We start from the raw sequence: 25,053 nt of genomic DNA on the forward strand, positions 1-25,053 counted from the left end.
GGGCGCCTCACGCGGCTTCGTCCGAGCGGGGGTCCGCCTTCTGGTAGCGCTCCGACTCCGCGGGCCCCTCCCGCGCCGGCGCGTCCGGCTGGGACGCGTCGGCGCCGTCGGTCCACAGGACGGCGAGCTCGCGCTCGACCATCGCGCAGAGCTCGCCCCGCGTGCGCCGCGCCTCGTCGAGGAACGATTTGGACTGGTCGAGCAGCTGTTGCCGGAGCTCCCGCTGCGTGCGCGCCACGAGATCTTCCAGCCGCTGGACCCGCTGCTCGAGCAGCTCGAGCCCCTCCCGCGCGTCGCGCGCCACGCTGCCGAGCGCGCCGGCGCCGGCCGCGCGCTGGGCCTCGAGCGACGCCGCGAGCGCCTCGAGCTCCTTGCGCACGTGCGCCTCCAGCACGTCCAGGCGCCGCCGCGCCTCGAGCCGGAGCTCCTCCGCCTGGGCGGCGACCTGAGCGTCGGTGTGCGCCAGCCGGCGAGCGAGCTCGCGGAGCTGGGCGCCGCACAGGATGTCGCGCACCTGCTCCAGGCTGTTGGCGATCGCGGACTCCGCGTGTCCTGCGCTCGCTTCGTGCTCCGTCCGCCCGCTCATCTTCGTGGTCATGATGGAGATCCCCCCTCTCCGTGCGCGCCGCGCGCGTCCCCTGCCGAGCGCCGAGCGCGCTCGCCGTGGATCCTCCGCGCCGCGCGGTCGCGCTCGCGACCCCCCACCGAGCCCGCTCGCTCCGGGTGTTCTCTTCGTCTGGGCACGAGGCCCCCGTCGTCACGTCATGCACCGCGCTCCATGGGTCATCGCCCTGGCTCCTGGTAGCCCTCGCGAGGCCGCCGGGTGGCCGCGGCCCGGGCCGAGGAGCCGCTCGGCTGCTCCGGAGCGGCCCAGGCGCGCAGGAGATCTCGGAGCCCGGCTAAGATGCCCGCATGCGAACCCCGCGAACCTCCCTGGTGGCCGCGGCCCTGCTCGCGGCCTGCGGCGCGCCGGCCGGCGGCGGCGCTCCCTCCGCGGGCGCCGCGGGTGCCGCGAGCGCCGTCGGCCCGAGCGCGCCGTCCGCCGCCCCGCAGGCCGCCGCCCCCGCTGCCTCGGCCACCGCGGCCGCGGCGGCCACGGCGCCCGCCTCCCCTGCCCCGGCGCCCTGCGGCGCGCTCGGCTGCCTCGCCTTCGATGCGCCGGCCCAGGCCTTCGCCCACGTTCTGCAGAGCGGCCCGCGCGTGCTCGCGGTGGGCGAGGCGCACGCCCAGCAGGGCGCGGACGGCGTCCCCTCGGCGACCCGGCGCTTCACGGAGCTCTTTCTGCCGGCGCTCGCCGGCCGCGCCTCGGACCTCATCGTCGAGCTCTGGGCGGTGGATCCGCGCTGCAAGAAAGAGCAGGTGGCGCGGGTCGAAGAGGAGCAGAAGGCGGTCACCCAGACGCAGTCGGCGGGCAACCAGGGAGAGTTCCTCGCGCTCGGCGGCGAGGCGAAGCGGCTCGGCATCCGCCCGCGCCTGCTCGCGCCCTCCTGCCAGGAGTACGACGCCATCGTGCGCGCGGGGCCGGACGCGGTGACGGCCATGCTGGAGATGATCGCGCGCCTGACCGCCGCCGAGGCGAAGGCGCTGCTCGGCCGCGAGGACGCCGCCGGCAAGATGGTGATCGCCTACGGCGGGGCGCTCCACAACGACGTCGCCCCGCGCCCCGGGCGCGAGCGCTGGAGCTTCGGACCGGAGCTCTCCGCGGCGACCGGCGGGAAGTACGTGGAGCTCGATCTCATCGTGCGCGAGTTCATCAAGGACTCCGAGTCCTGGCGGGCGCTGCCCTGGTATCCCCATTTCGACCGGGAGGCGCACCCGGACGAGACGGTGCTCTTCAACCCCGCGCCGGGCGCGTACGTGCTCATCTTCCCTCGCTCGCCCTGAGCCTCCACGAGCGCTCCCGCGGAGGGCCGCAGCGGCCGTCGCGCGCGTCGGCCCGGGAAACGCCCCGCCGGGCGTCGCTGCCGCTGTCCTGAGACGGTGAATGCTCCGCCCGGCGAGGGCAACGAAGGGAGCAGCAGGAGCTCGGCCCCCCGGCGCTGTTCCGCGGCGTCGCTTCTCGGCCGAGAGGAGCATCATGACGGGATTTTCCTTCAGTGCCTCCATCGGATCGCTGCGCTGCCGAGGGCTCACCCCCGGAGCGCTCGCGCTGCTCTCGCTGCCGTGGACCGCTGCCGGATGCGCGGATCAGGGCGGCATCGACGCCGTCGAGGGGCTGCGCGCGCACTTCCCCGAGCAGCAGCAGCTCGTCATCGGGGCCGGCGACGGCTTCGCCCGCGCCGCGGACGGGCTCAAGCCGCGCCGGACGGACGACGACGCGCGCGCGGTGCGCCGGGAGCTCCGCCTCGTTCTGCCAGGCGACGGCGGCGGCGCGCTGCGATTCGAGCTACCGGGCGGGTTCGAGGCGCGCGTGACCGAGCTGGGTGCCAGCGGCGAGGCGTCGATCCTGGGGACCTCGGTCGCGTACGCGCGAGGCGACGGAGAGGCGGCCTTCTGGACGACGACCGGCGACGGCGGCTACGAGGAATGGCTGTACCTGCCGCCCGCGGCCCGCTCCGCCGGCGCGCCGCTGGCCTCCTGGCGCGTCGAGGGCGCGGCGCTGCGGCGGCGCGGCGACCTCGTCGAGCTGCTGGACGCCGCGGGCCGCCCGCGGGTGCGCGTCACCGCGCCAGTGGCGTACGGGGCAGGAGGACGCCCGTTGGAGGCGCGGCTCGACGTGGACGGCGACAGGATCACGCTCGGCGTCGAGGGGGCGCGCGGTGAGCCCTTGCTGATCGACCCTGTGTGGACGCTCGCGGCCTCGATGCTCTCTCCCCGGGAGGGCCACTCGGCCACCTTGCTGCACGACGGCCGCGTTCTCGTCGCGGGCGGGAGGGATGGCGGCGGGAGCTGCATGACGTCGGCGGAGCTCTATGATCCGGCGAGCGACGCGTGGACGCCCGCCGCGTCGATGGGCGAGACGCGCTGCTGGCACCCGGCGATCCTGCTGGAGGACGGCCGCGTCCTCGTGGGCGGAGGCGGCTCCGAGGAGCGCCGCAGCGTCGAGATCTACGATCCGGCCGCCGACCGGTGGGCGCAGGCCGCCCCGATGATCGATGCGCGGGCGAGCTTCCCCGCCGTGCTGCTCGCGGACGGCAGGGTCCTCGTCGCGGGCGCAGCCCGCTCAGACGCCCGGAGCGCCGAGGTGTACGATCCCGTGGCCGACACGTGGGCGCCGGCGGCTTCCATGCTTCACCCGCGCAGGGATCACAGCGCCACGCTCCTCTTGGATGGCAGGGTGCTCGTCGCGGGCGGGCACCTCGCGGTCTGGCCCGAGCCGTCCCGCCCCAGCGCGGAGATCTACGACCCCGCGACCGATGCCTGGGCTTCCGCCACGGACATGAACAGCTCCCACAGCTGGCACACCGCGATGCGCCTGCCGGATGGCAGGGTGTTCCTCCTCGACATGGGCTCCCTCTTGAATACGCAGGCGGAGACGTACGATCCGGCGGCCGGCACCTGGACCGGCGGGCCTGGGCTCACCGGCCTTCATGCTGGACTTTACGGCGGTCCCTCGGACTACGCGCTCTCGTCGCTGGGCGACGGCCGGGTGCTCGCGACCGGCGGCCTGACGATGGACACAGGCGCCTGCGGCACGATCGACAGCTGCGACGAGACCATCTACTGGATGCTCCACGACATCGTACAGGTCTACGATCCTGCGACGAACGTGTCGTCTCACCTCTCTCCCATGCAGCTCGTACGGGTCTCGCACTCGTCGACCGTGCTGCCGGACGGGCGAGTCCTCATCGCCGGCGGCAGCAGCGCGCCGCCGCTGCCGCCTGGGCACCTGCCGAACGTGTGGCTCCCCTCCGAGACCGTCGTCACGGCGACGACGGAGATCTCCTCGCCGATGGGCACGCGGGGCGCTCCCTGCGCTAGCAGCGCCGAGTGCGCGGGCGCTCCCTGCGTGGATGGCGTCTGCTGCGACCGGGCTTGCGAAGGAGCGTGCGAGGCGTGCTCGGTCGCGGCCGGCGCCGCTCAGGACGGCACCTGCAGCCCGGCGAGCCGCGCGAGCTGCGATGATGGCGATGCTTGTACCGAAGCCGACACCTGCGTCGCGGGTGTCTGCCGCGGCGTGCCCCTCGATGCCGGGCCGTGCAGCGGCGGGTCCGGCGCAGGCGGCTCCGGCGGCGCGACCTCCTCCACCTCCGCGGCTTCCTCGGGCTCCGGCGGCGACACCGGCGAGGGCGGCCACGCCGGCTCCACCGGCGACGGCGGCTCGACCGGCGCTACCTCCACCTCCGCGGCTTCCTCGGGCTCCGGCGGCGACACCGGCGAGGGCGCCCACGCCGGCTCCACCGGCGACGGCGGCTCGACCGGCGCGGCCTCCACCTCCACGGCTTCCTCGGGCTCCGGCGGCGACACCGGCGAGGGCGGCCACGCCGGCTCCACCGGCGACGGCGGCTCGACCGGCGCGGCCTCCTCCACCTCCGCGGCTTCCTCGGGCTCCGGCGGCGAATCTGCCGACGGCTCTACAGCGTGCAGCGCCAGCGCCAGCGTGGGCTCCTCGAGGGCGGGCACACCCCTCGGCGCCGCATGGCTCGCCGCCCTCGGGCTGCTCGCCTGGTCCCGGCGCCGCGGCGCGCATCCCGCCGTCGCACGCGGCGCGCTCGCGCCCGACGCTCCATCCACCACGTCGTCTTGAAAGCAATCCACCCGCGGGAGCCGGAAACCGGCTCTCGGGGACGGAGAGAGCGCACAGGCTCTCTCGGCCTTTACCAGCGCTCCGCGCTGCGCCCCCCGCCCTGCTGCATGGCCCCGCCGCCGCAGATCGCCGCGGGGCGCCGCGCTTCGGCGCCCCGCGCGCAGCCGTCAGGGCGCTACGGAGAACGTGACCGGCTCGCCCGCGAACGGCCCGCCGCCCTGCACGATGCGGTTGTTCTCGAACACCGCGTTGAGCACGCTGACGGTGATCGGCCCGCCGGCGGCGCGGAGCTTGTCCCACGCCGCCGCGTCCGGCGTGTAGCTCAGCTTCATCGTGAACACCCGGAGCAGCCCCTCGCGCTCTGCGGTCGAGAAGACCAGGAAGTAGGCGCGCCCGTTGATCGGCATCCCGTGCGCCCGCGCCGCGCGCACCGGCCCGAGGAGCGCGCCGAGCTCCGCCCACGGCGACGCCCCCGCCGCCGGCGCCCCCGGCACGCCTGGCCGAGCGCCCGCGAAGCCGAGCGCCGGCGCGGCCCCCGGGGCCGTCCACCGCGCCGCGCCCGCGACGTGGAAGGTCAGCGCCGGCGCGGCGTCGCCGGGGACCGCCGCGCCGTCCTCGGGCGCGTCGAACACCGTCCCCTGCGACGGCTCGTCCTTCGGGTCGGCCGCGAGCAGCGCGACCAGCGCCTCGTCGGTCGCGCCCCCCTCGAAGATGACGTCGGCCAGCTCCGGCCCGGCCGACGTGTCGTCGTGGTCGTGGCCGTGACCGCAGGCCCCGACGTACATCGCGGCCGACGCGAGCGCCGCCAGCGCGGGGACGAGGATCGCCCGGTGAAGGATGGGTGTCCGGCTCACGGCGCCTCCGCCCACGGATCCGCGTGGCGCGGGTCCGTCAGAAACTCATCGTCCGTCAAGCTCTCCAGGAAGGCAATCACGTCTGCTTTCTCCTCTTCGGTGAGATCGAACCCGGTGATGAGCTCGCTCTTGAACTTGTTCTTGCTCCCCACGCCGGCGTTGGGGCCTTCCTCGATCGTGCGCCCTCCGGCGGCGTAATGGTCCAGCACCTCCTCGAGCGTCTCGATGCTGCCGTCGTGCATGTACGGCGCCGTGAGGGCGATGTTGCGCAGCGTTGGCGCGCGGAACCGGCCCATGTCCGCCTCGTTGCCCGAGATCTCGTAGACCCCGGCGTTGCCCTGCGGGTAAGCGCCGCTCCCGCCGATGTTGTAGAGACCCGTGTTGTGGAACATCACCTCCGTGAAGGTGGTCCCGTCGTGCTGCACCGAGTCCGACAGGTTGAAGCCGCCGTGGCAGTGGAAGCACTCGAGCTTCTCGGAGAAGAAGAGATCCATGCCGCGCAGCGCCGCCTCCGACATCCCCGAAGGGTCGCCGTCGTAGCGGTACCGGTCGTAGGGCGAGCGGTACGAGAGCAGCGACCGCTCGAACGCCGCGATCGCCTTCGTGATGTTGCCGAGGCGGATGGGGCCCTCGTCGCCGGGGAAGGCCGCGGGGAAGAGCTCCTGGTACAGCGGCTCGTCCCGGAGCCGATGGAACAGCTCCGCTTCCATGCCCGCGAGCCCGAGCTCGACCGGCGTCTCGCCGAACATGGGGAGGAGCGCCTGCTCCTCGAGCGAGTCGAGCAGCGGATTCCCCCAGGTCAGCGTCGTCAGGTAAGCGACGTTGGCCAGGCTCATCGAGCCGCGCACGTGGAACTGCTCGGTCGAGCCCTTGGCGGTCGGGAGGCCGTCGGTGAACGCGAGCTCCTGGACATGGCACGAGCCGCAGGAGTACGTGCCGTTGCCGGACAGGCGCCTGTCGTAGAACAGCCGCCTGCCGAGCTCGACCTTGGCCGACGACATCGGGTTGTCCTCGGGGACCTTCGGCACCGGGAAGCCCGGCGGCAGCCCCCACGCGAACGCGCCCGCGTCGCCGCCCCCGCCGCCCCCGTCGCTCCCCCCGTCGCCCCCGCCCTGGCCGCCGGCGCCCTCCCCCGCAGTCCCGCCCGCGCCCGGCGTGCCCTCGCCGTCGCCGCAGGCACAGGCGAGGGCCGCCAGCGCGGCCAGGACAGAGGAGAGCGCGGCGCGGCGGAGCGCGGTAACCAGTGCGGTCATCGTCATGGCTCCTATTCTATCCTGAAGAACGACTGCTGCTCCGGGCGCGGCGAGCCGTCGGTGACGTCGATGCCGAGGTGGGTGAACAGCGGCGGGCAGTCGGGATCCGTCGCGTCGGACATGCAGCCCGGCGTGCCGCCCGCGTTCGCCGACACGTCGGTGTCCGCGACGAGCGCCCCATAGTCGACGAGCACCTTCGTCGCGAGCGGGTCGATGCCCTCGAAGACGATCTCGGCCACGTTGGGGCGATCGCACGCGGTCACCTCGCCGCCGTCGCCGGCGACGCAGCCGGTGCTCCCGACGTGAATGATGAAGGGGTCCCCGCCCTGCTCCGGGACGCTGTCGATGCGCAGGAACTTGTACCCGTGATTCCAGCTCCAGAACAGCCCGGTCAGGTTGAGCGGCGACGGCGCGACCGAGGCGTCGCCGTGGTTCCGCTCGAACGGGACGCCCAGCTTGAACGACAGCCCGTCGTAGTTCCCGGCCGGAACCGTCCCGAGCACGCGCGCGTTCGTCTCCTGCGTCCCGTTGGCGCAGCTCCCGGACTTGTCCTCGAAATCGAGGAGCACGATGTTCTCGAGCTGCCACTTCCCGTCCTGTTCGAGCGTGAGCGGCACCTTCTCGCCGTCCGCGCGGTGCAGGCGTACATCGTGGATGTACAGGCGGAAGTCGTTGAGCTTCACGTCCGTCGCCGCGGCGCCGACAGCGTACGTGTCGCTGCAGGAGAACACCTCGTCGTTGACGCGGCCCTCGAACGCCAGCTCGACGGCGATCGCCGCGTCGGTGGCCTCGCCCCCGCCGCCTGCCTCGCCGGTCCCCCCTTCGCCGGTCCCTCCCTCGCCGCCGGCCCCGCCGCGCCCGCCGTCGCCGGCGCCGCCGTCGCCGCCGACGCCCGTCGAGGTCGATGTGCCATCGACGGGGTTCACCCCACCTTCGCCGCCGCCGCACGCCGTAAGCGAGAGCGCCGCACCGGCCAGCGGGAACAAGAGCCGTAATGCATGAAGACCGCGTTTCATGAGAGTCCTCCTGAGGAACAACGACGCGCGCAACGATAGGCCGCGTCGTCACCAACCTGAATGCGACATCTTGTCGCGATCGCCGTCGCGATCCGCCGGAGCGCACGAATCGAGCGGGCGTCAAAAAAATAATCTCCGAGCGCCCCGACGCGGGGCCCGGCGGCCCGCGATCATGAACGCCGCGGGCGCCCCGCGCCCGTCGCCCGAGCCCGAGCAGGCACGCCGACGCCGTTCCAGACGAGCGAGCGCATCCATGCCGTAGCACGATCTCCACAAATCGTGCTACGGACGGTCCCGCTGTGACCCTCTCCCTGCGCACGGCGCTCGCGCCGCTTCTTATCACCACGGCCGCCGCCCCGGCGCGCGCCGGCGACGGCGCGGCCCCCCCGCCGCCGCCCGTGGCCGCCGCCGAGGCCTCGCCGGCGGCGGAGACCTCGGCCGCGGCGCCGGACGGCGGCGCTGGCCCGGGCGCGGCCGTCGGCGCCGCGCCGGTCTCGGTCGTGGTGCAGGGCGCGGCGCCGCCGCGCAGCGCCTCGGAGGCGGTGCGGGAGCGGGCCGAGGTGAGGGCGGCGCCCCACCGCACCGCGAGCGACGTGCTGCAGCTCGTGCCGGGCGTGTTCGCCGCCCAGCACGGCGGCGAGGGCAAGGCGCACCAGATCTTCTTCCGCGGCTTCGACGCGGTCCACGGGCAGGACCTCGAGATCTGGGTCGCGGGCGCGCCGGTCAACGAGGTGTCCAACGTCCACGGGCAGGGCTACGCCGATCTCCACTTCGTCATGCCCGAGGTGATCCGCGAGCTCCGCGCGCAACCCGGGTCGTACGACCCGCGCCAGGGCGACTTCGCCGTCGCCGGCAGCGTGCGCCTCGAGCTCGGCTACGACGAGCCGGGGATCACCGCGACCGCCTCCGCCGGCTCGTTCGGCGCCCGCCGGCTCTTCCTCGCCTACCACCCCGAGGGCGCCGACGAGACCACGTTCGCCGCGTTCGAGGCGTACGCGACCGACGGCTTCGGCCCCGCCCGCGCCGCCAGCCGGACCTCGGCCGTCGCGCAGGCCGTCTACGAGCCCGTCGCGGGCGTCCGCGCGCGCGTGATGGCCTCGGCGTTCGCCTCGCGCTTCGCCTCCGCCGGCGTCCTGCGCCTCGACGACCTCGAGGCGGGCAAGGTCGACCGCTTCGCCTCGTACGACCCGGATCAGGGCGGCGACTCGTCGCGCGCGCAGCTCGTCGTGGACCTGCGCGGCGCGGGCGCCGACGCCGCCCGCGGCGAGGGCCTCTCGCTCGCGCCGTTCCTCGTGCTGCGCTCGCTCCGGCTGCGCTCGAACTACACCGGCTACCTCGAGGACCCGACCTCCGGCGACGCCACCCAGCAGCTTAACGAGGCGATCACCGCGGGCGCGACCGCCTCGTACCGGCTCAGGTTCCCGCTGGTCTCGGATCGCGACGCGCTCGAGGCGGGCGTCGTCGCGCGCACCGACTGGATCGAGCAGTCGCAGCGGCGCCTCGCCGCGGTCGACGGCCGGCCGACCGCGACGCTCGTCGACGCGAAGGTCCGCGCGACCGACCTCGCCGGCTACCTCGACGCGTCGATCCGGCCCGCGCGGCGGGTCACGGTGCGCGGCGGGGTGCGCGCCGACGGGCTCGCGTACCAGGTCGTCGACCACGCCGGCGAGGGCGCGCAGGCGCGCAGCGCGCAGGGCATCCACGTGGGCGGCAAGGGCACGGTCGACGTGGCGCTGCTCCCCGGGCTGCGCGCCCTCGCCAGCGTGGGCCAGGGGTTCCGCTCGCCCCAGGCGCGCAGCCTCGGCGACGGCGAGCGGACCCCGTTCACGCGCGCGCTCTCGGCCGAGGCCGGGCTCCGCTACGCGGACGAGCTCGTGCGCGCGTCGGTCGCGCTGTTCCACACGCGCCTCACCGACGATCTCGTCTTCGACGAGGCGACCGGCCGCAACGAGCCCGTCCCCGCCACGGCCCGCACCGGGGTGGCCTTCGACGCGGTGGCGCGCCCCGCGCCGTGGCTCGTGTCGAGCGTCGGCATGACGTACACCCGGGCCGCCTTCACCGCTCCCGGCGGGCGCTACGCGGCGGGCGATCTCCTCCCGTTCGTGCCGCAGGTCGTCGCGCGCGCCGATCTCGCCGCGACGCCGCGCCTCGGCGCGCTCTTCGGCCGGCGCCTCGAGGCCCGCGCCGGCGCCGGCGTGACGCTGCTCCACGGCCGCCCCCTGCCGTACGGGGAGCTCGGGCGCGACGCGCTCCTCACCGACGTGACGGCGCACGTCCGCTACCACCGCGTCGAGCTCGGGCTCGACGTCTACAACCTCCTCGACGCGGCCTGGTTCGACGGCGAGTTCGTCTACCCGTCGAGCTTCGCCCGGGGCGCGGCGCCCGACCTCTTGCCCGCGCGGCACGTGACCGTCGGCGCCCCCCGCAGCTTCCTCGTCTCGCTGTCCCTTTATCTCGGATGAGGTCCTCGATGAGCTCCACCACAGCACAGAAACCAGCGCCCCGCCGGCGCGCCGCGCTCGCCGCGGCGGGGCTCCTCGCCGCGGCGTTCGCCGCAGGGTGCGGCGCCGGAGGCGACGGCGCGACCGCGGGCAAGCGCCTCACGCTCGCGACCGAGGTCGCCGCCGACGCGGCGTCGGTCGCGCCGTTCACGAACGCGCTCGGCTGGACCGTCACGCTGTCGAAGGCGCACCTGTCGATCGGGCCGCTCTACTACTTCGAGGGCGCCCCGTTCACGGCGCGGCGCGCGGCCCCGGGCCGCGGCGGCGCGCCCTCGCTGCTCGACCGGCTCGCCCGGTGGGCCGTCCCGGAGGCGCACGCCCACCCGGGCCACTACCAGGCCGGCGAGGCGCGGGGCCAGATGGCGCAGCCCACCTCGGTCGACCTGCTGGAGGGGACGACCGCGCTCGCGGACGCGGACGCGGTGAGCGGCGTCGTGCGATCCGCGCGCTTCACGTTCGGCGCGCCGCCGGCGGGCCCCTTCGCCGCGGAGCTCGACGGGCGCGTCGTCGCCCTCGAGGGCCGCGCCGAGAAGGGCGACGCCGCCCGCGTGTTCCGCGCGCGCGCCCTGGCCGCCGACGTCGCGAGCGACGTGACCGGCGAGCCGGCGGTCGAGGGGTGCGTCTTCGAGGAGGTCTACCTCGACGGGCCCGGCGTCGTGACGCTCGTGGTCAAGCCGTCGGTCTGGCTCGACCAGGTCGACTTCGAGGCCGTGGCCGAGGGCGAGGACGGCGCGCCGGCCGATCTCGAGCCGGAGAGCCAGGCCCAGCGTGGCTTCGTGCGGGGCCTCAAGAAGGGGACCGCCTACGCGCTCTCGTTCGCGCCCGGCGCGCCGCAGGAACAGAAGGAGGAGGAGCGATGAGGACCACGGGAAGCTTGTGCGCGGCGGCGCTGTCGCTCGCCGCGGCGGCGCTCGCCGGCTGCGGCGACGACGGCGCGTCGGGGACCGGGAGCGTGGCGTTCTCGACGTGGGGCGAGGAGTACATCGAGCAGGAGATCCCCGCCGCCGATCTCGAGGACGGCTGGAGCATCCGGTACGAGAAGTTCCTCTTCGTCCTCCGGAACGTGACCGTCGCCGATCGCGAAGGGAACGTCGGGGCGCGGATGGAGGGCTCGATCCTGTTCGACCACACGAAGCCCGGCGTGAAGCCGGTCGTGACGTTCGAGGGCCTCGAGCCCAGGCCCTGGGAGCGCGTCTCCTACGAGATCGGCCCGGCGGACGCGGACACCGCGCTCGACGGGGCGACGGAGGACGACAAGGCGCTCATGCTGGCCGCGGGCGCGTCGGTGCACATCGAGGCGACCGCGCGGAAGGGCGACGGCGGCGAGGAGAAGCGCCTCGACTGGACCTTCTCGCTCGCGACGCGCTACGCCGATTGCAAGGGCGACAAGGCCGGCAAGGAGACCGAGGGCGTCCTCGTCACGAACGGCGGCACCGACACCGTGGAGCTCACGATCCACGGCGACCACTTCTTCTACGACGACCTCCAGTCCGCGTCCGCGGCGCGCCGCTTCGCGCCGATCGCCGCCGCGGACGCCGACGCCGACGGCGCCGTCACCCTGGAGGAGCTCGCCGCGGTGCGCCTCGTCGCGATCGAGGAGGGCCCCTACGGGACGGGCAGCGCCGGAGACATCGACGATCTCGGCGCCTTCGTCGCGGCGCTCTCGCGCACGCTCGGGCACTTCCGCGGCGAGGGCGAGTGCGTCTCCGTCAACCCGTGATCGGGCCGCGGGTAGTGGTCAACGTTGCCCAGAGAGAGTCCACATGAAGGCGGGAAGGCGGGAAGATCATTAAGGTTTTCTTCCCGCCTTCCCACCTTCATGTTCCAATTTGACCACTACTCGAGCGCGACCGTCGTCGAGACCTCCTGGAGCTCGTTCCCGTCGAACGCCGGCACCCGCGCGGAGCTGAGGACCATCTGCACGCAGGTCCCGGCCGGGGTCATCGCGACCCGCGGATCGATGCTGATGCGCTGCACGGCGCCCGCGGGGTTGAAGTACACCCGCGCCGTCACCGCCTTCGGCCCCTCCTTGCCCCTGCAGTGGATCGGCGCGGTCGACCCCTTGCGCTGCAGCGCGGCGTGGGCCGCGGCGTGATCGAACGGCCTCGCCGCGCCCGGCTGCGCCGCGGTCGCCGCCGCGGTCGCGCCGCCTTCGCGCGAGGGGCGCGGGACCCTCGGCAGGAGCACCGGCACCGGCCCCTGGCGCGGGCCTGGCGGCGGCTGCTCTGCGTCCGCGCCGTCCGCCGACGCCGGCGGGCGCGCCTCGTCGCCGCGGCCGGCGCTGATCACCGTGGGGCGCGCCGGCTCGGGCAGCCGCTGCGCCACCGGGACCTCGCGCCGCGCGCGGCCCGTGGAGAACGCGAGCGCCGCCGCGGCGCCGCCGAGCAGGCCGAGGGCGAGGAGCAGCATCGGCTTCCACATGGCCGGCCTCGAGGGCGCCGGCGCCGGCGCGCTGCTCGCCAGGGCCGGCGCGCTGGCCGGCGGAAAGGACGCGCCCGGCCGCGGCCGATCCGCCGGCGGGGGGGCGGTCGACGCGCCCCCGCGGCCGCCCGCGCGCGCGTCCGCCGGGCGCTGCGCGTCCGTGGCCATCTCGGTCGGCCCGGTCATCGACAGGTGCGAGGCCGTCCCCGCGGGGGTGACCGCCGCGGCGATGCCGGGCGGCGTCACCGAGATCGCGGCGCCGGGGGGGCGCACGCTGCGCGGATCGACGAAGAGCGCCGGCCCGAGCGCGTCGAACGCCTCCTGCGCCGTCTGGAAGCGCTGCGACGGCTCGCGCGCGAGGCAGCGCGCGAACCAGGCGTCGAACGGGTGCACGACGCAGCCGGCGCGCCCGAGCGCCGTCGCGCGCGTCGACGCCGGGTCGATCGGCTCGAAGAGGATCTCGCGGAGCAGCACGGGCATCGCGGTGCCCATCGGGTCGTTCGCGGCGCGCCAGTACATGCGGCCGGTGAGCGCCGCGAAGGCGATGAGCCCGAGCGCCCACACGTCGGTCGCCGGCGTGATCTGCCCGCGCGCGTCGGACTGCTCGGGCGCCATCCAGAGGGGCGTGCCGAGCGACGCGGTCGCCATCGTGCTCGCCTCCGCGGCGATCTTCGCGATGCCGAAGTCGAGGACCTTGACCGACCACGGCGCCGTCGCGCTGTTCGACTTCGCGAGGAAGACGTTCTGCGGCTTCATGTCGCGATGGACCACGCCCGCCCGGTGGGCGGCGCCGAGCGCGTGGCAGAGCTGCCGGAAGATCTCGTGCACGTCCTTGGGCGCGAGCAGCCCGCTGCGCTTCATGCGCTGCGCGAGGTCCTCCCCTTCGAGCAGCTCCATCGCCAGCCACGGCACGCCGCTCGCCGCGTCCACGCCGGCGCCGATCACCTGCACGATGTGATCGCTCTCGACCAGCGCGCCCACGCGCGCCTCCTGCTCGAAGCGCTCGCGCAGCCGGGTGTCCGCGCAGAGCTGCGGGTGCATGAGCTTGAGGGCGCGCAGCTTGCCGGTGCTCGCCTGCTCGGCGACGTACACGGCGCCCATGCCCCCGGCGCTGAGAGGCCGAACGATCCGGAACTCCCCGAAGAGCATCCCGACCGCCGGCTGAAGCGGCGCGATCATGGCCCGCGATGCTAGCATGCGGGTGCCTTGGGGGGTGTCGGCGCTCACGGCGCGGCTCCGTGTTGCAGCGCACATGCGCGCGCCGCGCGCCTCGCTAGAGCGGTTTTCGCCCGTCTCTGGTACATGCGTTACAGAGCGGCGTCGCGCGGCGGGAGCGACGCGACCAGGCGATCGAGCCCGATCCGGCCGGCGACGAGCGCGCCCGTCGCCGCGGCGCGGAGCGCGTCGGGCGCCGGCTGGGGGCTGCCGGCGAAGTGGCGCATGCCGAAGCGCAGGAACGACGGCTCGCGGAGGAGGTAGCGCTCGACGCGCTCCCGCGGCGCGCCGTAGAAGGCGCGCATCGCCCGGCGCCGGAACCGGAGGTCCAGGCCGAGCAGCGATCGCTCGACCCGCCGGCCCCAGTCGCCGAACCCGAGGTCGCCGGCCTCGAGCTTCTCGGCGAGGTACGCGCCCGCGAGGGCGCCGTAGGCGATCGCCTGCGCGATGCCCTCGCCCAGCATCGGATCGATGCCCGCGGCCTCGCCGACGAGCAGGGCCGCGGGCCGCGCGACCGCGGCCCGCGGGTCGAGGCCGCGCTCCGCGAAGCGCTTCCGCCGGTAGCGGTCCGGGTCGAGGCCGAGCGCCGCGAGCCGGCTCCGGAGGACGCGCTCGGCGTCGGGGGCGGGGCGCGCCGCGCCGAGGGCGCCCTCGTGCAGCACGTACGCCCCCCGGCAGACGAGCTCGCGCCCGCCCACGATCGTGGGGAAGTCCCACAGGTAGCCGGCGAACGAGCGATCCCGCATCTCGAAGTGCAGGAGGTCGCGCGCCCGGTCCCCCGCGACGGGCTCGGTGTCGACCTCGACGGCCTGCGCGCGCAGCCGGCCGAACGGCAGCCCCATCGCGCGGCGGACGACGCTGCCGACGCCGTCCGCGCCGACGACGACGCGGCCGTCGAAGTCCCCGGCCGAGCTCTCGACCCGCGCGCCGCCCGGCCCCAGCGAGGCGGCGGTGACCCGCGCCCCCTCGACGATCCGGACGCCGCGGGCGCGCGCGGCGAGCGCGAGCGCGCGATCGAACTCGACGCGCCGGACGACGCGGCCGATGTTCCCCTCGCGGAGCGCGATCTCGCCCGTCTGGAAGGCCGCGCTGACGCCGTGCACCACGACCGAGGGCACGTCGATCGTCACCCCGATCGCCGCGAGCGCCCTGTCGGCGCGCTGGCCGAGCCCGCCCGCGCAGCACTTGTCCCGCGGGTAGCGCTCCTTTTCGAGCACCACGATCCTGTCGGTGAGGGCCGGGCGATGGTGGGCGAGGAAGAGCGCCGTGCTCAGGCCCGCGGGCCCGCCGCCGACGATCACGACTTCATGCGCCGACATGGGGCGCCGCTCTAGCACGGCGCCTCGCGCCGCGGGCGCGGGATGCTCGGCGGGCGGGCCGCTCGCGGGCAGGCCGCGGGACTGGCGGGCAGGACGCTCGCGAACAGGCGAGCTCGGCTGGCGGAGGCGCGCGTGCGCGCGGGGGCTCAGCGCCGCTCGTAGGAGGCCACCTGCGTGCGGTACGGGAAGAGGTACGCGCTCTTGCCCGCGAGCTCCGGGTGGCTCCCGGCCAGATCGCGCACCTCGTTCAGGACCGAGTACCGCTCCTTCAGGGGGAGCGCGGCGATGTAGCTGATCGAGGCGACGCGCTCGAGGAGCCCGTCGAGATCGAGCTCCTGCGAGTGGGTGAACTCGTGCTCTCCGATCGGCGCGAAGAGGCTGGTGTCGGAGAACGGCCGGCGCCACGCGCCGATCCGGTGGACCGGGGCATCGCGGCCGTAGCGGTTGAGGATGCGGGAGATGCGAGCGACCCAGTCGACCCGCTCGTCCCGCAGGTTGAAGAGCAGCGAGAGGCGCCCCCGCGGCCGGAGCACCCGGTGGAGCTCGGCGAGCGCGAGATCGCCGTGGAACCAGTGGAACGACTGCGCGGCGACCGCGGCGTCGACCGACGCCTCGGGCAGGGGGATGGCCTCGGCCACGCCGTCCAGCAGGACGGCGGACGGGACCATCTGGCCCAGCTTGCGGCGCATCCCCTCGACCGGCTCGAGCGCGAGGAGCCGGGCGCCCGTCGGCACGAGCAGGCGCGTGAGCTTGCCGGTCCCCGCGCCGAGATCGAGCACCGTGCTTCCGGCGTCGATGCGCAGCGTGTCGAGCAGGAGCTCGATCGCGCCGCGCGGATAGTCCGGGCGCCCTTTCTCGTAAGCATCCGCTGCAGTCGCGTAGCCCTGTGCAGCGAGGCGATGGAGAGTCATGGCCTGCGTCCGCTCCGCGTGAGGATGAGTTCGACCAGCGCCGGAGGGACCACCCACCCCGACGGCCCTGTCGAGAGGCTACGCAACCGAGCGCTGCGTTGGAAGCGGATTGTCGCGCAAGATGCGCATTGCGTTGCCGCGCAGCAACTTGCCGATGACACGCTCGCTCAACCCAGCTTGGAGCAGAGCATCCGTCAAGAGCGGAAGGTGCGCGGCGTCGCGGAGCTCGCGTGTGGGAACGATGAAGCCGTCCCAATCGGATCCGAGCGCGGGGGTGTCCTCGCCGGCAACATTGATGATGTGCAGGAGGTGCTTGACGACGGGAGCGAGCCCGTTGCCGCCGAGGTAGAGCGGGCAAAAGATGACCCCGGCGCACCCGCCGCGGTCGGCGAGGGCGCGGAGCTGGTCGTCATCGATGTTGCGCCAGTGGTCGAACGCGCCGGCGACGCCGGTGTGGCTGACGATGGGAGGCCGGCGCGCGAGCGCGCACACCTCGAGGAAGCCAGCGCGGTTGATGTGCGCGAGGTCGACGATGACGCCGAGATCCTCGGCGCGGCGCACGACGTCGCGGCCGAAGGGGGTGAGGCCTTCACCGTCCCTGCGACCTCGGCCGTAGGCGGGATAACACACGTCGTTGGCGCTGAAGTGGCAGAGCCCGAGGTAGCGCACGCCGCGCCGCGCGAAGCGCTCGAGCGTGTCGAGCTCGCCCTCGAGCGCGTGCGCGCCCTCGATCCCGAGCAGCGCCGCGACGGCGCCGCGGGCCCTCGCCGCCTCGATGTCCTCGGCGGTGCGCGCCTTGACGAGGCGATCCGGCTGCGCGAGGGCGGCCTGCTCCAGGAGGTCGATCTGCTCGTCGACGACGGCGGCGAGCCCGCGCCGCTGCCCGATGGGCAGCGAGACCAGGCCGAAGAACTGCGCGCCGACGCCGCCCTCGACGAGCCGCGGGACGTCGACGTGCCCGCCCAGGGCTGCGAGCGGCAGCATCGGCTCGTGGCGCTCGTGCAGATCGTAGCCGACCCAGCGCGACCACATGAGGCTGTCGGCGTGGAGGTCGATGGCGGGGAACTGCGCGTGCAGGGCGCGCGCTTCGGGGGTTCCGTGCATGGGGAGAGGTTAGTCGAGGCGGGGCGCTCGGTCGTGCGCGCCGCGCGGCGGCGGCTCAGGAGCTCGACAGCTTGAGGCCGAGGATGGCCACGACGAGGAGCGCGAGGAACCCGAGCCTCGCGGGCGTGGCGGGCTCGCCGAAGAGGACGATGCCGGCGATCGCCGCCCCGAACGCGCCGATGCCGACCCAGACGGCGTAGGCCGTGCCGATCGGCAGGGTGCGCGAGGCGCCCTCGAGAAGGACGAGGCTCGCGATGATCGCGGAGATGGTGAGCGCCGTGGGCAGGGGCCGCGTGAAGCCCTGTGTGTACTTGAGTCCGACGGCCCAGCAGACTTCGAGCAGACCTGCCAGGAACAACAACAGCCAGGACATGACGAATCTCCTCGTAATGTGGCTGCGTCGTCTTATCCTGACCGGGTACGGCGCGTCTCGTCCGGGACGCTCCCGTGGGCGCCGGGGGGGAACCTAGCAGGCGCGACGGGCGGCGCAAAGGGGTGCGGCCGACGCGGTGCGGCGCGGCTGTGGCGGCTCGGTGCGCGGGCGGTGAGCGCCGCGGCGCGCCGTGGCCGAGCTCGCTAGTCGGTCTCCTCCTCCTCGCCCTGGAACGCCACGCTGGACTCTGCCGTGCTGATCAGCGCGGCGGCGAGCTCGTTGATGTACTCCTCGATCGCGGTGTATCCGGACGGCATCACCCGGCTGTGATCGTTTGCGTTGGAGGAGCTGAGGCCGTGCGCGCGCTCCCACGCGTCCGCCATCCCGTCGCGGTCGGCGTCGGCGGGCGCCGTCCCTGGGGTGAGCCCTTCCATCAGGTTGTTCACGTAGCGAGCGCCCCACGCGCCGTCGCGGCGCTCGATGTTCCGGAGGACGCCCTTCGTCACGACGTCGTGCGGCAGCGCGCCGGCCTGCGCGAGGACGAGCCGATAGGCGTCCTCCGCGCGGTGCGTCGTCACGGGGATGTAGCCGGGGACGTCGCGCGAGAAGTTGAACTGCGACGAGGCGCGGTACGACTCGGGCTTGTTGAGCCGGCTGAAGCTCGGGTGGAGGTACGGCTTCTGCCAGGGGTTGTCGACCACCCCCGTGAACTTGCCGGGATCGTCGATGAAGTTGTCGGCGAGGAAGTACTTGAGCCCCGCGCCGGCGCTGCCGTCGAAATAGAAGGGGATCAGCTGATCGCTCGGCCCCTTGACGTACGCGTTGCCCACGATGTTGAACTGGCCGCTCGCCCGGTTGTGGTGCACGAACCCGTGTCTGACGTTGTAGGCCACGTTGTTGCGGATATCCGCGGGGCCGTTCGCGACCGCGGGGCACCTCGCCTTGTGATGGGCGAACAGGTTGTGATGCAACGTGATCCGATGGCCGTCAGGGCCGTTGATGAGGCCGTAATTATGCACCCCCTCTGGATGCCCCGTGGTCGCCGACGACTCGATGGTGGACCACTGGACCGTGACGTCGTCCGCCTCATAGAGATCCAGGGTCTCGTCGACGCCCCAGGCGATCGAGACGTGATCGAGGATCAGCTTCGAGTTCAGGGAGAACTGCGCCCCATCGAACTGCTCTCCGGCCGAGCCGTTGTGCACGGGGCGGACTCGCAAGAATCTTACAATGACATTGTTGACCGCGTTGGAGTACCTGGAGAGCAGGCGCCCGCGCACGGTGATGCCCGCGCCTGGCGCGGTCTGGCCGGCGATCGTCACGTCGCCATTCCGGACGACGACATCCCCTTCGATCACGCCGCTCACGTCGAAGACGATGATGCGCGGCCCGCTCGCGTCGAGCGCCGCCTGCAGGCTCCCCGCCCCGCTCGATCGCAGGTTGGTGACCTTGATGACGCGCCCGCCGCGCCCGCCGGTCGCGACGGCGCCAAAGCCCTCTGCGCCGGGGAACGCCGGGAGCGCGCTCGCCGGAGCCGACATCGCGGTGAGCGCAGAGGCCGCTGCGATCGCGCAGCCGAGGCGGAGAAGCCCCTGTGCTCCAATGGAAGAACAAGTAGGAAGATATGTCATGACGTCTCGCTCCCCTTTCGTACGTCTTAACCGCAAGCCGTAGTGTGATGACCCTACAGGACCAACTTCATGAATGGCAATCGACAATTGCCAATCTGTGCGACAGGGCACATGGGAATCGATTTGGCAATTTCGTATCGCCATACGAAGCGAGCTTGGTTATCCTGCACGAGAAGCGCACGAGCGGGCTCATGGGAGGCCGGCGCGCTCCCACCCGCGACGACATCGGGCACGCGAGGGCTCGAACGCCTGAGCGGAGATTGCCAATCTTGTCGACCACGCATCTCTCGCAAAGCACGCTGCGAGACACGGCGGCGCACCAGCTCTTCAGAGAGCGATACGCCGGCGTGGCGCATCAATTCATAGCGGCTCTAAACCAATGAATTTCGAACCACCGAGACGAGGCGCCGAGACGAGACATAGAGCGGCTCTCGCCACGTCTTTCGTTCTCCGCTCCCATCCTCCGTCGTCCGTCTCCCGTCTCTCGTCCTCCGTCTCTCGTCCCCGTCGTCCGTCTCCCGTCTTCGCTCTTCCGTGCGCGTGCGCGTGCGCGCTGATTCCGGGGAATCGCGCACGCGCACGCGCACGAATGACGCGCACGAAGACGGATGACGGGAGACGGGAGACGGACGACGGGAGACGGACGACGGGGGACGGGAGACGGACGACGGGAGACGATGTATTCCGCGCCGCGCCAGCCCGTTCGCCAGGCCCCGCTTACCGCGCCTGCGCGCCGCGCCCCTCGACCGCCGCGAGGTAGTCGAGCACCGACTGCTTCATGCCGACCTCGAGCGCGCGCACCACGAGGTGGTGCCCGATCGACACCTCCTGGATCTGCGGCGCCTCGCTCACGAGCGGCGCGAGGTTCTCCACGGTGAGGTCGTGCCCCGCGTTGATCCCGACCCCCGCCGCCGCGGCGGCCCTCACGGTCGCGACGATCTTGTCGAGCTCCGCGCGGTGATCGCCGCGATCGAACGCCTCCGCGTAAGGCCCGGTGTAAATCTCGATGCGATCGGCCCCCATCTCCGCGACCACCGGCACGACCGCGGGGTCCGCCTCGACGAAGAGGCTCGTCCGGATCCCCTCCTCCTTGAGCCGCTTCACCACCGGCTGCAGGACGAAGCGCCACTTCACGACGTCCCAGCCGCGGTGCGACGTGAGCTCCCCCGGCGTGACCGGGACCAGCGTGCACTGCGTCGGCCTGAGCTCGAGCGTGAGGTCCAGGAACTCCTCGCGGAGATCGCCCTCGAAGTTCGTCTCGACGGTGGTGATGTGCCGAGTCACCGCCCGCGCGTCGTCCGGCGTGATGTGCCGCCGATCGGCCCGCGGGTGGATCGTGATGCCGTGCGCCCCGTAGGACACGATCCGCTGCGCGAAGGAGAGGACGTTCGGGGCGTCGTGGCCCCGCGAGTTCCGCAGGAGCGCGATCTTGTTCACGTTGACGCTGAGCTTCATGGGGGCATCCTCTCGCGGGCGCGCCGCTCGCGACGCCGCTATACACGATCGACGCTGCGAGGCGAACACGCCGCGAGCCGGCCGTGGAAACGCGCCCGGCGCGGCTCGCCCGGCGGCGCGGCGCCGGATCGGGTGCGGCGCCCCGCCCTCGCGCGCCCCGCCGACCGACAGCCCCTAGAGCCGCGGCACGGTCGGCGCCCCCCGCACCTCGACCTCGGCCGGGACGAGCGACACGATGAGGATGCCGATGGCGACGAGCGCGCTGTTCCACACCGTCCACGCCGACAGCGCAGGTATCGACCAGGCGCTGACGAAGAGCCAGATCGCCAGGAGCGCGTTGAGGTAGCGCGCCCGGGGCGCCCAGATCGCGAGCAGGGCGAAGAGCACGCACAGCGCGCCCACCACCCAGGCGTTGGTGAACTGCCCCTGGCTGTGCCGCCAGAGGAACGCCGAGATGAACAACCAGATCCCGAGCGCGACGTTGACGCCGCGCACGGCCGCCGTCCGACGCTGCATGGCTCCCCCTCCTCTCCTGCCGCCGCGCCGGCGCCCTCCGCCGCGCAGCGCTCTCGCTCCCCGCCCGCTCGCGCCATGACGCGCGCGGGCGCCACGCCCCGGAGCGGCCCCGGGAAGGCCGAGTCCGCTCACCCCCCCTTCTGCCGAGCGCCGGCGCGTGCCTGCGCCCGGTCCACACATCAACGAGCTCGCCGAGCTCCGTGCGAATCCGGTGCCACCGCCGCGGGCCGCGCGGCCCCGCGACCGGCGCGGCTCGCCCGGCGGCGCGGCGTCGCGGCGGCCGCTCGCGAAGGCCGCCGCGGCCGCCGTTCGTGAGGGCCAGGAGCCGGCGGTTCGGCTACAAGCCCGGTCGCCATGGACTTCTTCGCGACCGCCGCCAAAGGCACCGAGCCCGCGCTCCGCGACGAGCTCCGCGAGCTCCGATTCCGCGGCGTCCGCGCCGATCGCGGCGGGGTCCACTTCTCCGGCGCGGCGGACGAGGGCTTCCGCGCCTGCATCGAGCTCCGCACCGCCGTGCGCGTGCTCGCGGAGCTCGCGTCCTTCGACGCGCCCAGCGGGGACGCGCTCTACGAGGGCGTCTCCCGCGTCGACTGGGCCCCGTACCTGAGCCCGGTCCACACGCTCGCCGTCCGCGCCTCCTGCCGGTCGAGCGCGCTGACCCACACCCAGTTCATCGCCCAGCGGACCAAGGACGCCATCGTCGACCAGATCCGCCGCCGCGTCGGCGCGCGTCCGTCGGTCGACCTCGACGACCCGGACCTCGCCCTCTTCGTCCACCTCGTCCGCGACCGCGCGACGCTCTACGCGGACCTCGGCGGCGCCGCGCTCCACCGCCGCGGCTACCGCACGCACATCGGCGGGGCGCCGCTCAAGGAGACCCTCGCCGCCGCGCTGCTCCGCCTCTCCGGCTGGGACCGCGCCCGCCCGCTCGTCGACCCGATGTGCGGCGCCGGCACCATCGCCCTCGAGGCGGCGCTCTGGGCGCGGGACATCGCCCCCGGCCTGCGCGCGCAGCGCTTCGGCTTCGAGCGGTGGGCCTGCCACGATCACGCCGCCGCGCAGCGCACGACCGCGCTCCGCGACGCCGCCCGCGCCCGGATCCGGCCCGAGGGCCCGCCGATCCTCGCCGCCGACATCGACCCCAGCGCCGCCGAGATCACCCGCGGCAACGCCCGCATGGCTGGCGTGCAGATCGAGGTGCGCTGCCAGCCCATCGCCGCGGTCGCGCCGACGGCGCCGCCGGGCCACGTGCTGACCAACCCGCCGTACGGCGAGCGCCTCCCGGGCACGCTCGCCCTCTACCGCGACATGGCGGCCGCGCTCTCGCGGCTCGCGGGCCACCGCGTCGCCCTCCTCGCCGGCACCGAGGACATCGAGCGCGCGATGCGCCGCCGGCCGGAGCGGTCGCTCACCGTGTTCAACGGCCCGATCGAGTGCCGGCTGCTCACGTACGACATCCCTTGAAGCGCCGCTCCCGCCGCGCTGCCCCGCGCGGCGCGCGTCCGGGCGAGCGCCTCAGGAGAGCAGGCGCATCAGCAGCGCCATGGCCGCCGCCGTGAGGATCATGCCCGCGACGAAGCCGATGATGAGCCCGCGCTTGCCGGCGAGCCAGCTCGGCTCGCGCGACGGCGCGGGCGGCGCCGCGAAATCCGGCACGGTCGCGCTGCGCTCCAGGGACGCGCGATCCGCGGCGAGCGTCGAGGCGAGCTCGAGCGGCAGCGCCTCCGCCGGGGCCGCCGGCGCGGCGCCCCCCGCCGCGGCGGCGGCCGCCCGCACCACGACGCCGGCGCTCCCGGCGCCGGCCGCGCTCGACGCCGCGGGCGCCGGCGGGATCACCGCCTGCAGCTCGCCGGGCTGGAACGTGGGCAGCTGGCTGTCGGCCGGCGGCGGCGACGAGACCAGCCGGAGCGTGTTGGCGACGCGCTTCGGTCGCCGATCCCACGCCGCCGCGCCCGGATCGAACTGCGGGCTCTGCGGCGTCGGCGGCACCGGCGGCGTCGGCGCGGAGTCGACGCGCACGAGGCCGACCTCGGCCCGCTTCTCCGGCGTGCCCAGCCCGAAGTCCTCGGCCGAACGGAGCGTCGCCTTCACCTCGCGCCCCGGAGGCGTGAGGTCGAGCTCGTCGCCCTCGTCATAGGACGACGCCGCGTGCACGCGGACCTTCGGCGGACCGAGCAGCTCGTCGCGGCGGACCATCGTCAGCGTGCTGTCCTCGCCCGCTTCGTCGGGCGAGCTCGGCGCGGCGAGGCCGTTCCCCGAGAGCAGCGCCTCGCTCTCGCTGTGGGACCAGGACGGGAGCTGCAGCGAGATCTCCGGCACCGACTCCCCGGCCCAGCGCTGCGGCTCGGCGCCGAGCGACGGGTACACCCCCGGCGGATCGAGCGTGGGCGGGAGCTCCAGCGCCGGCGTGTCGAGCCTCGCCGGCGGCGGCGGCCCCGCCTCGGGCCCGGCCGTGCCCGAGACGAGCGTCCTGGCCGACTCGATCGACACCTCCGGCCGCGGCGGCGGGCCGGAGACCGGCGCCGACGTCGAGCTCGGCAGCGACGTGAGCGGCGGGAGCGACGACAGCGGCCCCCGCGGCAGGTCCCGCGAGAACAGCGAGCTCGGCTGGCGGCGCGAGATCGGCCCCAGCCCCACGGCCGTGTCGGGCAGATCGGCGAGCAGGGTGTGCAGCGCGTACCCGAGCTCGCGCGCCGTCTGGTGCCTGTCCGCCGGCTGCTTGGCGAGCGCCTTCACGATCAGGGCCTCGAGCCGGGGGTCGATCCCCGGCGCGGAGCTGCGCGGCGCCGGCACCGGCGCGTGGATGTGGAGCGTCGCCGTGTGGAGCGGCGTCTCCCCCTCGAACGGGAGCCGCCCCGTGACGAGCTGGAACAGCAGCACCCCGCACGTGTACAGATCCGCCCGCTGATCGACCGGCAGCAGCCCGCACTGCTCCGGAGACATGTACGCCGGCGTGCCGACGAACGTGCCCGCGCGCGTCACGACGGAGAGCGGATCGGCCTGGATCTCGGGCTCATCGCCCGACGAGGCGGTGTCGAGGATCTTGGCGATCCCGAAATCCAGCACCTTGACGCGCTCGCCGTGAGGGTGCGTCAAGTCCGGGACCACCATGATGTTCTCGGGCTTGAGGTCGCGGTGCACGACGCCCATCTCGTGGGCGACGGCGAGCGCCTCGCACACCTCCGAGAGGATGCGGACCGCCCTCGCCTGGCCGATGGCGCCGTGGCGCTCGAGGAGGACGTAGAGGTCGTCCCCGGAGAGCAGCTCCATCACGATGTAGCTGAGCGCGCCCTCGACCCCGTACTCGAAGATCTTGACGGAGTTCGGGTGCTTCACCCGCGCCGCCGCCTTCGCCTCGCGCTGGAAGCGCCGGACGAACGCGCGGTCCGCGGTGAACTCCGGGTTCATGATCTTGATCGCCACCCGGCGGGGCTCGGCGTCGCGCTCGGCGACGAAGACGCTGGCCATCCCGCCCTCGCCGAGGAAGCGGGTGATCGTGAACCGCCCGGCCACCTTGCGGCCGAGGAGAGCCTCATGCCTCATGCGCCCGGCACCCGCCCGCGCCCCTCGCGCTCGCTCGCCACCCCCCGTCCGCCGCGCTCGCCCGCTCGCGGGCCGCCGCGCCGCCCGCGCAGCAGCGCACCGCCAACAGGGCTGTCCGCGCGCCTGCGCGACCCGCGCGCTCGATGCGAGGGGGAGTGCACGCGGCGACCATACCAAAGAACGTGTCAGCGGACGACTTGTCGACCCCGGCGGCAGCCCGCCAGCGGACGCAGCCGCCGGCCAGCGCGCGATCG

The 25,053-nt window shown here is 74.0% G+C and carries 19 protein-coding genes, 1 pseudogene and 1 riboswitch; of the genes and pseudogenes, 6 read left to right on the forward strand and 14 right to left on the reverse strand.

Annotated elements, in window-relative coordinates; translation table 11 throughout:
* Positions 1–7: 7 nt before the first annotated feature.
* Positions 8–598 carry a hypothetical protein gene (locus tag WMF26_RS34940; protein WP_437996258.1) on the reverse strand — a complete coding sequence of 197 codons (591 nt, stop codon included), beginning with the start codon at positions 596–598 and terminating at the stop codon, positions 8–10.
* A gap of 314 nt (positions 599–912) precedes the next feature.
* Between WMF26_RS34940 and WMF26_RS34945 the strand changes: the two genes are divergently transcribed.
* Complete coding sequence (locus WMF26_RS34945) at positions 913–1,884, forward strand: hypothetical protein (RefSeq protein WP_437996259.1); 972 nt, start codon at positions 913–915, stop codon at positions 1,882–1,884.
* A 193-nt stretch (positions 1,885–2,077) separates the two neighbouring features.
* Complete coding sequence (locus WMF26_RS34950) at positions 2,078–4,687, forward strand: kelch repeat-containing protein (RefSeq protein ID WP_437996260.1); 2,610 nt, start codon at positions 2,078–2,080, stop codon at positions 4,685–4,687.
* A gap of 167 nt (positions 4,688–4,854) precedes the next feature.
* Here the strand turns inward: WMF26_RS34950 and WMF26_RS34955 are convergent, their stop codons facing one another.
* The 3 genes from WMF26_RS34955 to WMF26_RS34965 are packed head-to-tail and all read right to left on the reverse strand — an operon-like array spanning position 4,855 to position 7,810.
* Positions 4,855–5,541: a hypothetical protein gene (locus tag WMF26_RS34955; RefSeq protein ID WP_437996261.1), complete on the reverse strand. Its 687-nt coding sequence runs from the start codon at positions 5,539–5,541 to the stop codon at positions 4,855–4,857.
* Positions 5,538–6,800: an MbnH family di-heme enzyme gene (locus tag WMF26_RS34960; protein ID WP_437996262.1), complete on the reverse strand. Its 1,263-nt coding sequence runs from the start codon at positions 6,798–6,800 to the stop codon at positions 5,538–5,540. Before WMF26_RS34960 ends, WMF26_RS34955 begins: the two co-directional genes overlap by 4 nt.
* A 5-nt stretch (positions 6,801–6,805) precedes the next feature.
* Positions 6,806–7,810, reverse strand: a complete 1,005-nt coding sequence (locus tag WMF26_RS34965) for an MbnP family copper-binding protein (RefSeq protein ID WP_437996263.1) — start codon at positions 7,808–7,810, stop codon at positions 6,806–6,808.
* A gap of 299 nt (positions 7,811–8,109) precedes the next feature.
* Between WMF26_RS34965 and WMF26_RS34970 the strand changes: the two genes are divergently transcribed.
* Genes WMF26_RS34970 through WMF26_RS34980 form a run of 3 tightly spaced genes read left to right on the forward strand, consistent with a single transcriptional unit; the run spans position 8,110 to position 12,031 of the window.
* The gene (locus WMF26_RS34970; RefSeq protein WP_437996264.1) at positions 8,110–10,272 is read left to right on the forward strand and encodes a TonB-dependent receptor; all 2,163 of its coding nucleotides are present in this window, start codon (positions 8,110–8,112) and stop codon (positions 10,270–10,272) included.
* A gap of 8 nt (positions 10,273–10,280) precedes the next feature.
* Positions 10,281–11,171 carry a hypothetical protein gene (locus WMF26_RS34975; protein ID WP_437996265.1) on the forward strand — a complete coding sequence of 297 codons (891 nt, stop codon included), beginning with the start codon at positions 10,281–10,283 and terminating at the stop codon, positions 11,169–11,171.
* Positions 11,168–12,031: a hypothetical protein gene (locus WMF26_RS34980; RefSeq protein WP_437996266.1), complete on the forward strand. Its 864-nt coding sequence runs from the start codon at positions 11,168–11,170 to the stop codon at positions 12,029–12,031. The genes WMF26_RS34975 and WMF26_RS34980 overlap by 4 nt, the downstream gene beginning before the upstream one ends.
* Positions 12,032–12,147: 116 nt before the next feature.
* On the opposite strand, the gene WMF26_RS34985 is transcribed toward WMF26_RS34980, so the two are convergent.
* The 9 genes and pseudogenes from WMF26_RS34985 to WMF26_RS35025 all read right to left on the reverse strand — a co-directional run bounded on the left by WMF26_RS34985 (position 12,148) and on the right by WMF26_RS35025 (position 21,256).
* Positions 12,148–13,911 carry a protein kinase domain-containing protein gene (locus WMF26_RS34985; protein ID WP_437996267.1) on the reverse strand — a complete coding sequence of 588 codons (1,764 nt, stop codon included), beginning with the start codon at positions 13,909–13,911 and terminating at the stop codon, positions 12,148–12,150.
* Between the two features lie 128 nt (positions 13,912–14,039).
* Positions 14,040–15,266 carry an NAD(P)/FAD-dependent oxidoreductase gene (locus tag WMF26_RS34990; RefSeq protein ID WP_437950495.1) on the reverse strand — a complete coding sequence of 409 codons (1,227 nt, stop codon included), beginning with the start codon at positions 15,264–15,266 and terminating at the stop codon, positions 14,040–14,042.
* Between the two features lie 146 nt (positions 15,267–15,412).
* Complete coding sequence (locus tag WMF26_RS34995) at positions 15,413–16,177, reverse strand: class I SAM-dependent methyltransferase (RefSeq protein ID WP_437996268.1); 765 nt, start codon at positions 16,175–16,177, stop codon at positions 15,413–15,415.
* A 78-nt stretch (positions 16,178–16,255) separates the two neighbouring features.
* Positions 16,256–17,281, reverse strand: coding sequence for a dipeptidase (locus WMF26_RS35000; protein ID WP_437950497.1), 1,026 nt, complete (start codon positions 17,279–17,281; stop codon positions 16,256–16,258).
* Between the two features lie 55 nt (positions 17,282–17,336).
* A complete protein-coding gene (gene sugE, locus WMF26_RS35005; RefSeq protein ID WP_437996269.1) occupies positions 17,337–17,654 on the reverse strand; it encodes a quaternary ammonium compound efflux SMR transporter SugE in 318 nt (105 codons plus the stop codon).
* Between the two features lie 21 nt (positions 17,655–17,675).
* A riboswitch (guanidine-III (ykkC-III) riboswitch) is annotated at positions 17,676–17,740 on the reverse strand.
* A gap of 117 nt (positions 17,741–17,857) precedes the next feature.
* Positions 17,858–19,285 carry a pectate lyase family protein gene (locus tag WMF26_RS35010; protein WP_437996270.1) on the reverse strand — a complete coding sequence of 476 codons (1,428 nt, stop codon included), beginning with the start codon at positions 19,283–19,285 and terminating at the stop codon, positions 17,858–17,860.
* A 600-nt stretch (positions 19,286–19,885) separates the two neighbouring features.
* Positions 19,886–19,960 (reverse strand): annotated as a pseudogene (locus tag WMF26_RS35015) (hypothetical protein); the annotation flags it as partial.
* 42 nt (positions 19,961–20,002) lie between these two features.
* A complete protein-coding gene (locus WMF26_RS35020; RefSeq protein ID WP_437332620.1) occupies positions 20,003–20,740 on the reverse strand; it encodes a pyridoxine 5'-phosphate synthase in 738 nt (245 codons plus the stop codon).
* 174 nt (positions 20,741–20,914) lie between these two features.
* A complete protein-coding gene (locus tag WMF26_RS35025) occupies positions 20,915–21,256 on the reverse strand; it encodes an SPW repeat domain-containing protein (RefSeq protein ID WP_061624268.1) in 342 nt (113 codons plus the stop codon).
* A gap of 354 nt (positions 21,257–21,610) precedes the next feature.
* Between WMF26_RS35025 and WMF26_RS35030 the strand changes: the two genes are divergently transcribed.
* A complete protein-coding gene (locus WMF26_RS35030; protein WP_437332621.1) occupies positions 21,611–22,720 on the forward strand; it encodes a THUMP domain-containing class I SAM-dependent RNA methyltransferase in 1,110 nt (369 codons plus the stop codon).
* A 51-nt stretch (positions 22,721–22,771) separates the two neighbouring features.
* Here the strand turns inward: WMF26_RS35030 and WMF26_RS35035 are convergent, their stop codons facing one another.
* A complete protein-coding gene (locus WMF26_RS35035; RefSeq protein ID WP_437996271.1) occupies positions 22,772–24,799 on the reverse strand; it encodes a serine/threonine-protein kinase in 2,028 nt (675 codons plus the stop codon).
* Positions 24,800–25,053: the final 254 nt, after the last annotated feature.

This window comes from Sorangium sp. So ce185, from assembly GCF_051526825.1.
GTDB classification, from domain to species: domain Bacteria; phylum Myxococcota_A; class Polyangia; order Polyangiales; family Polyangiaceae; genus Sorangium; species Sorangium cellulosum_D.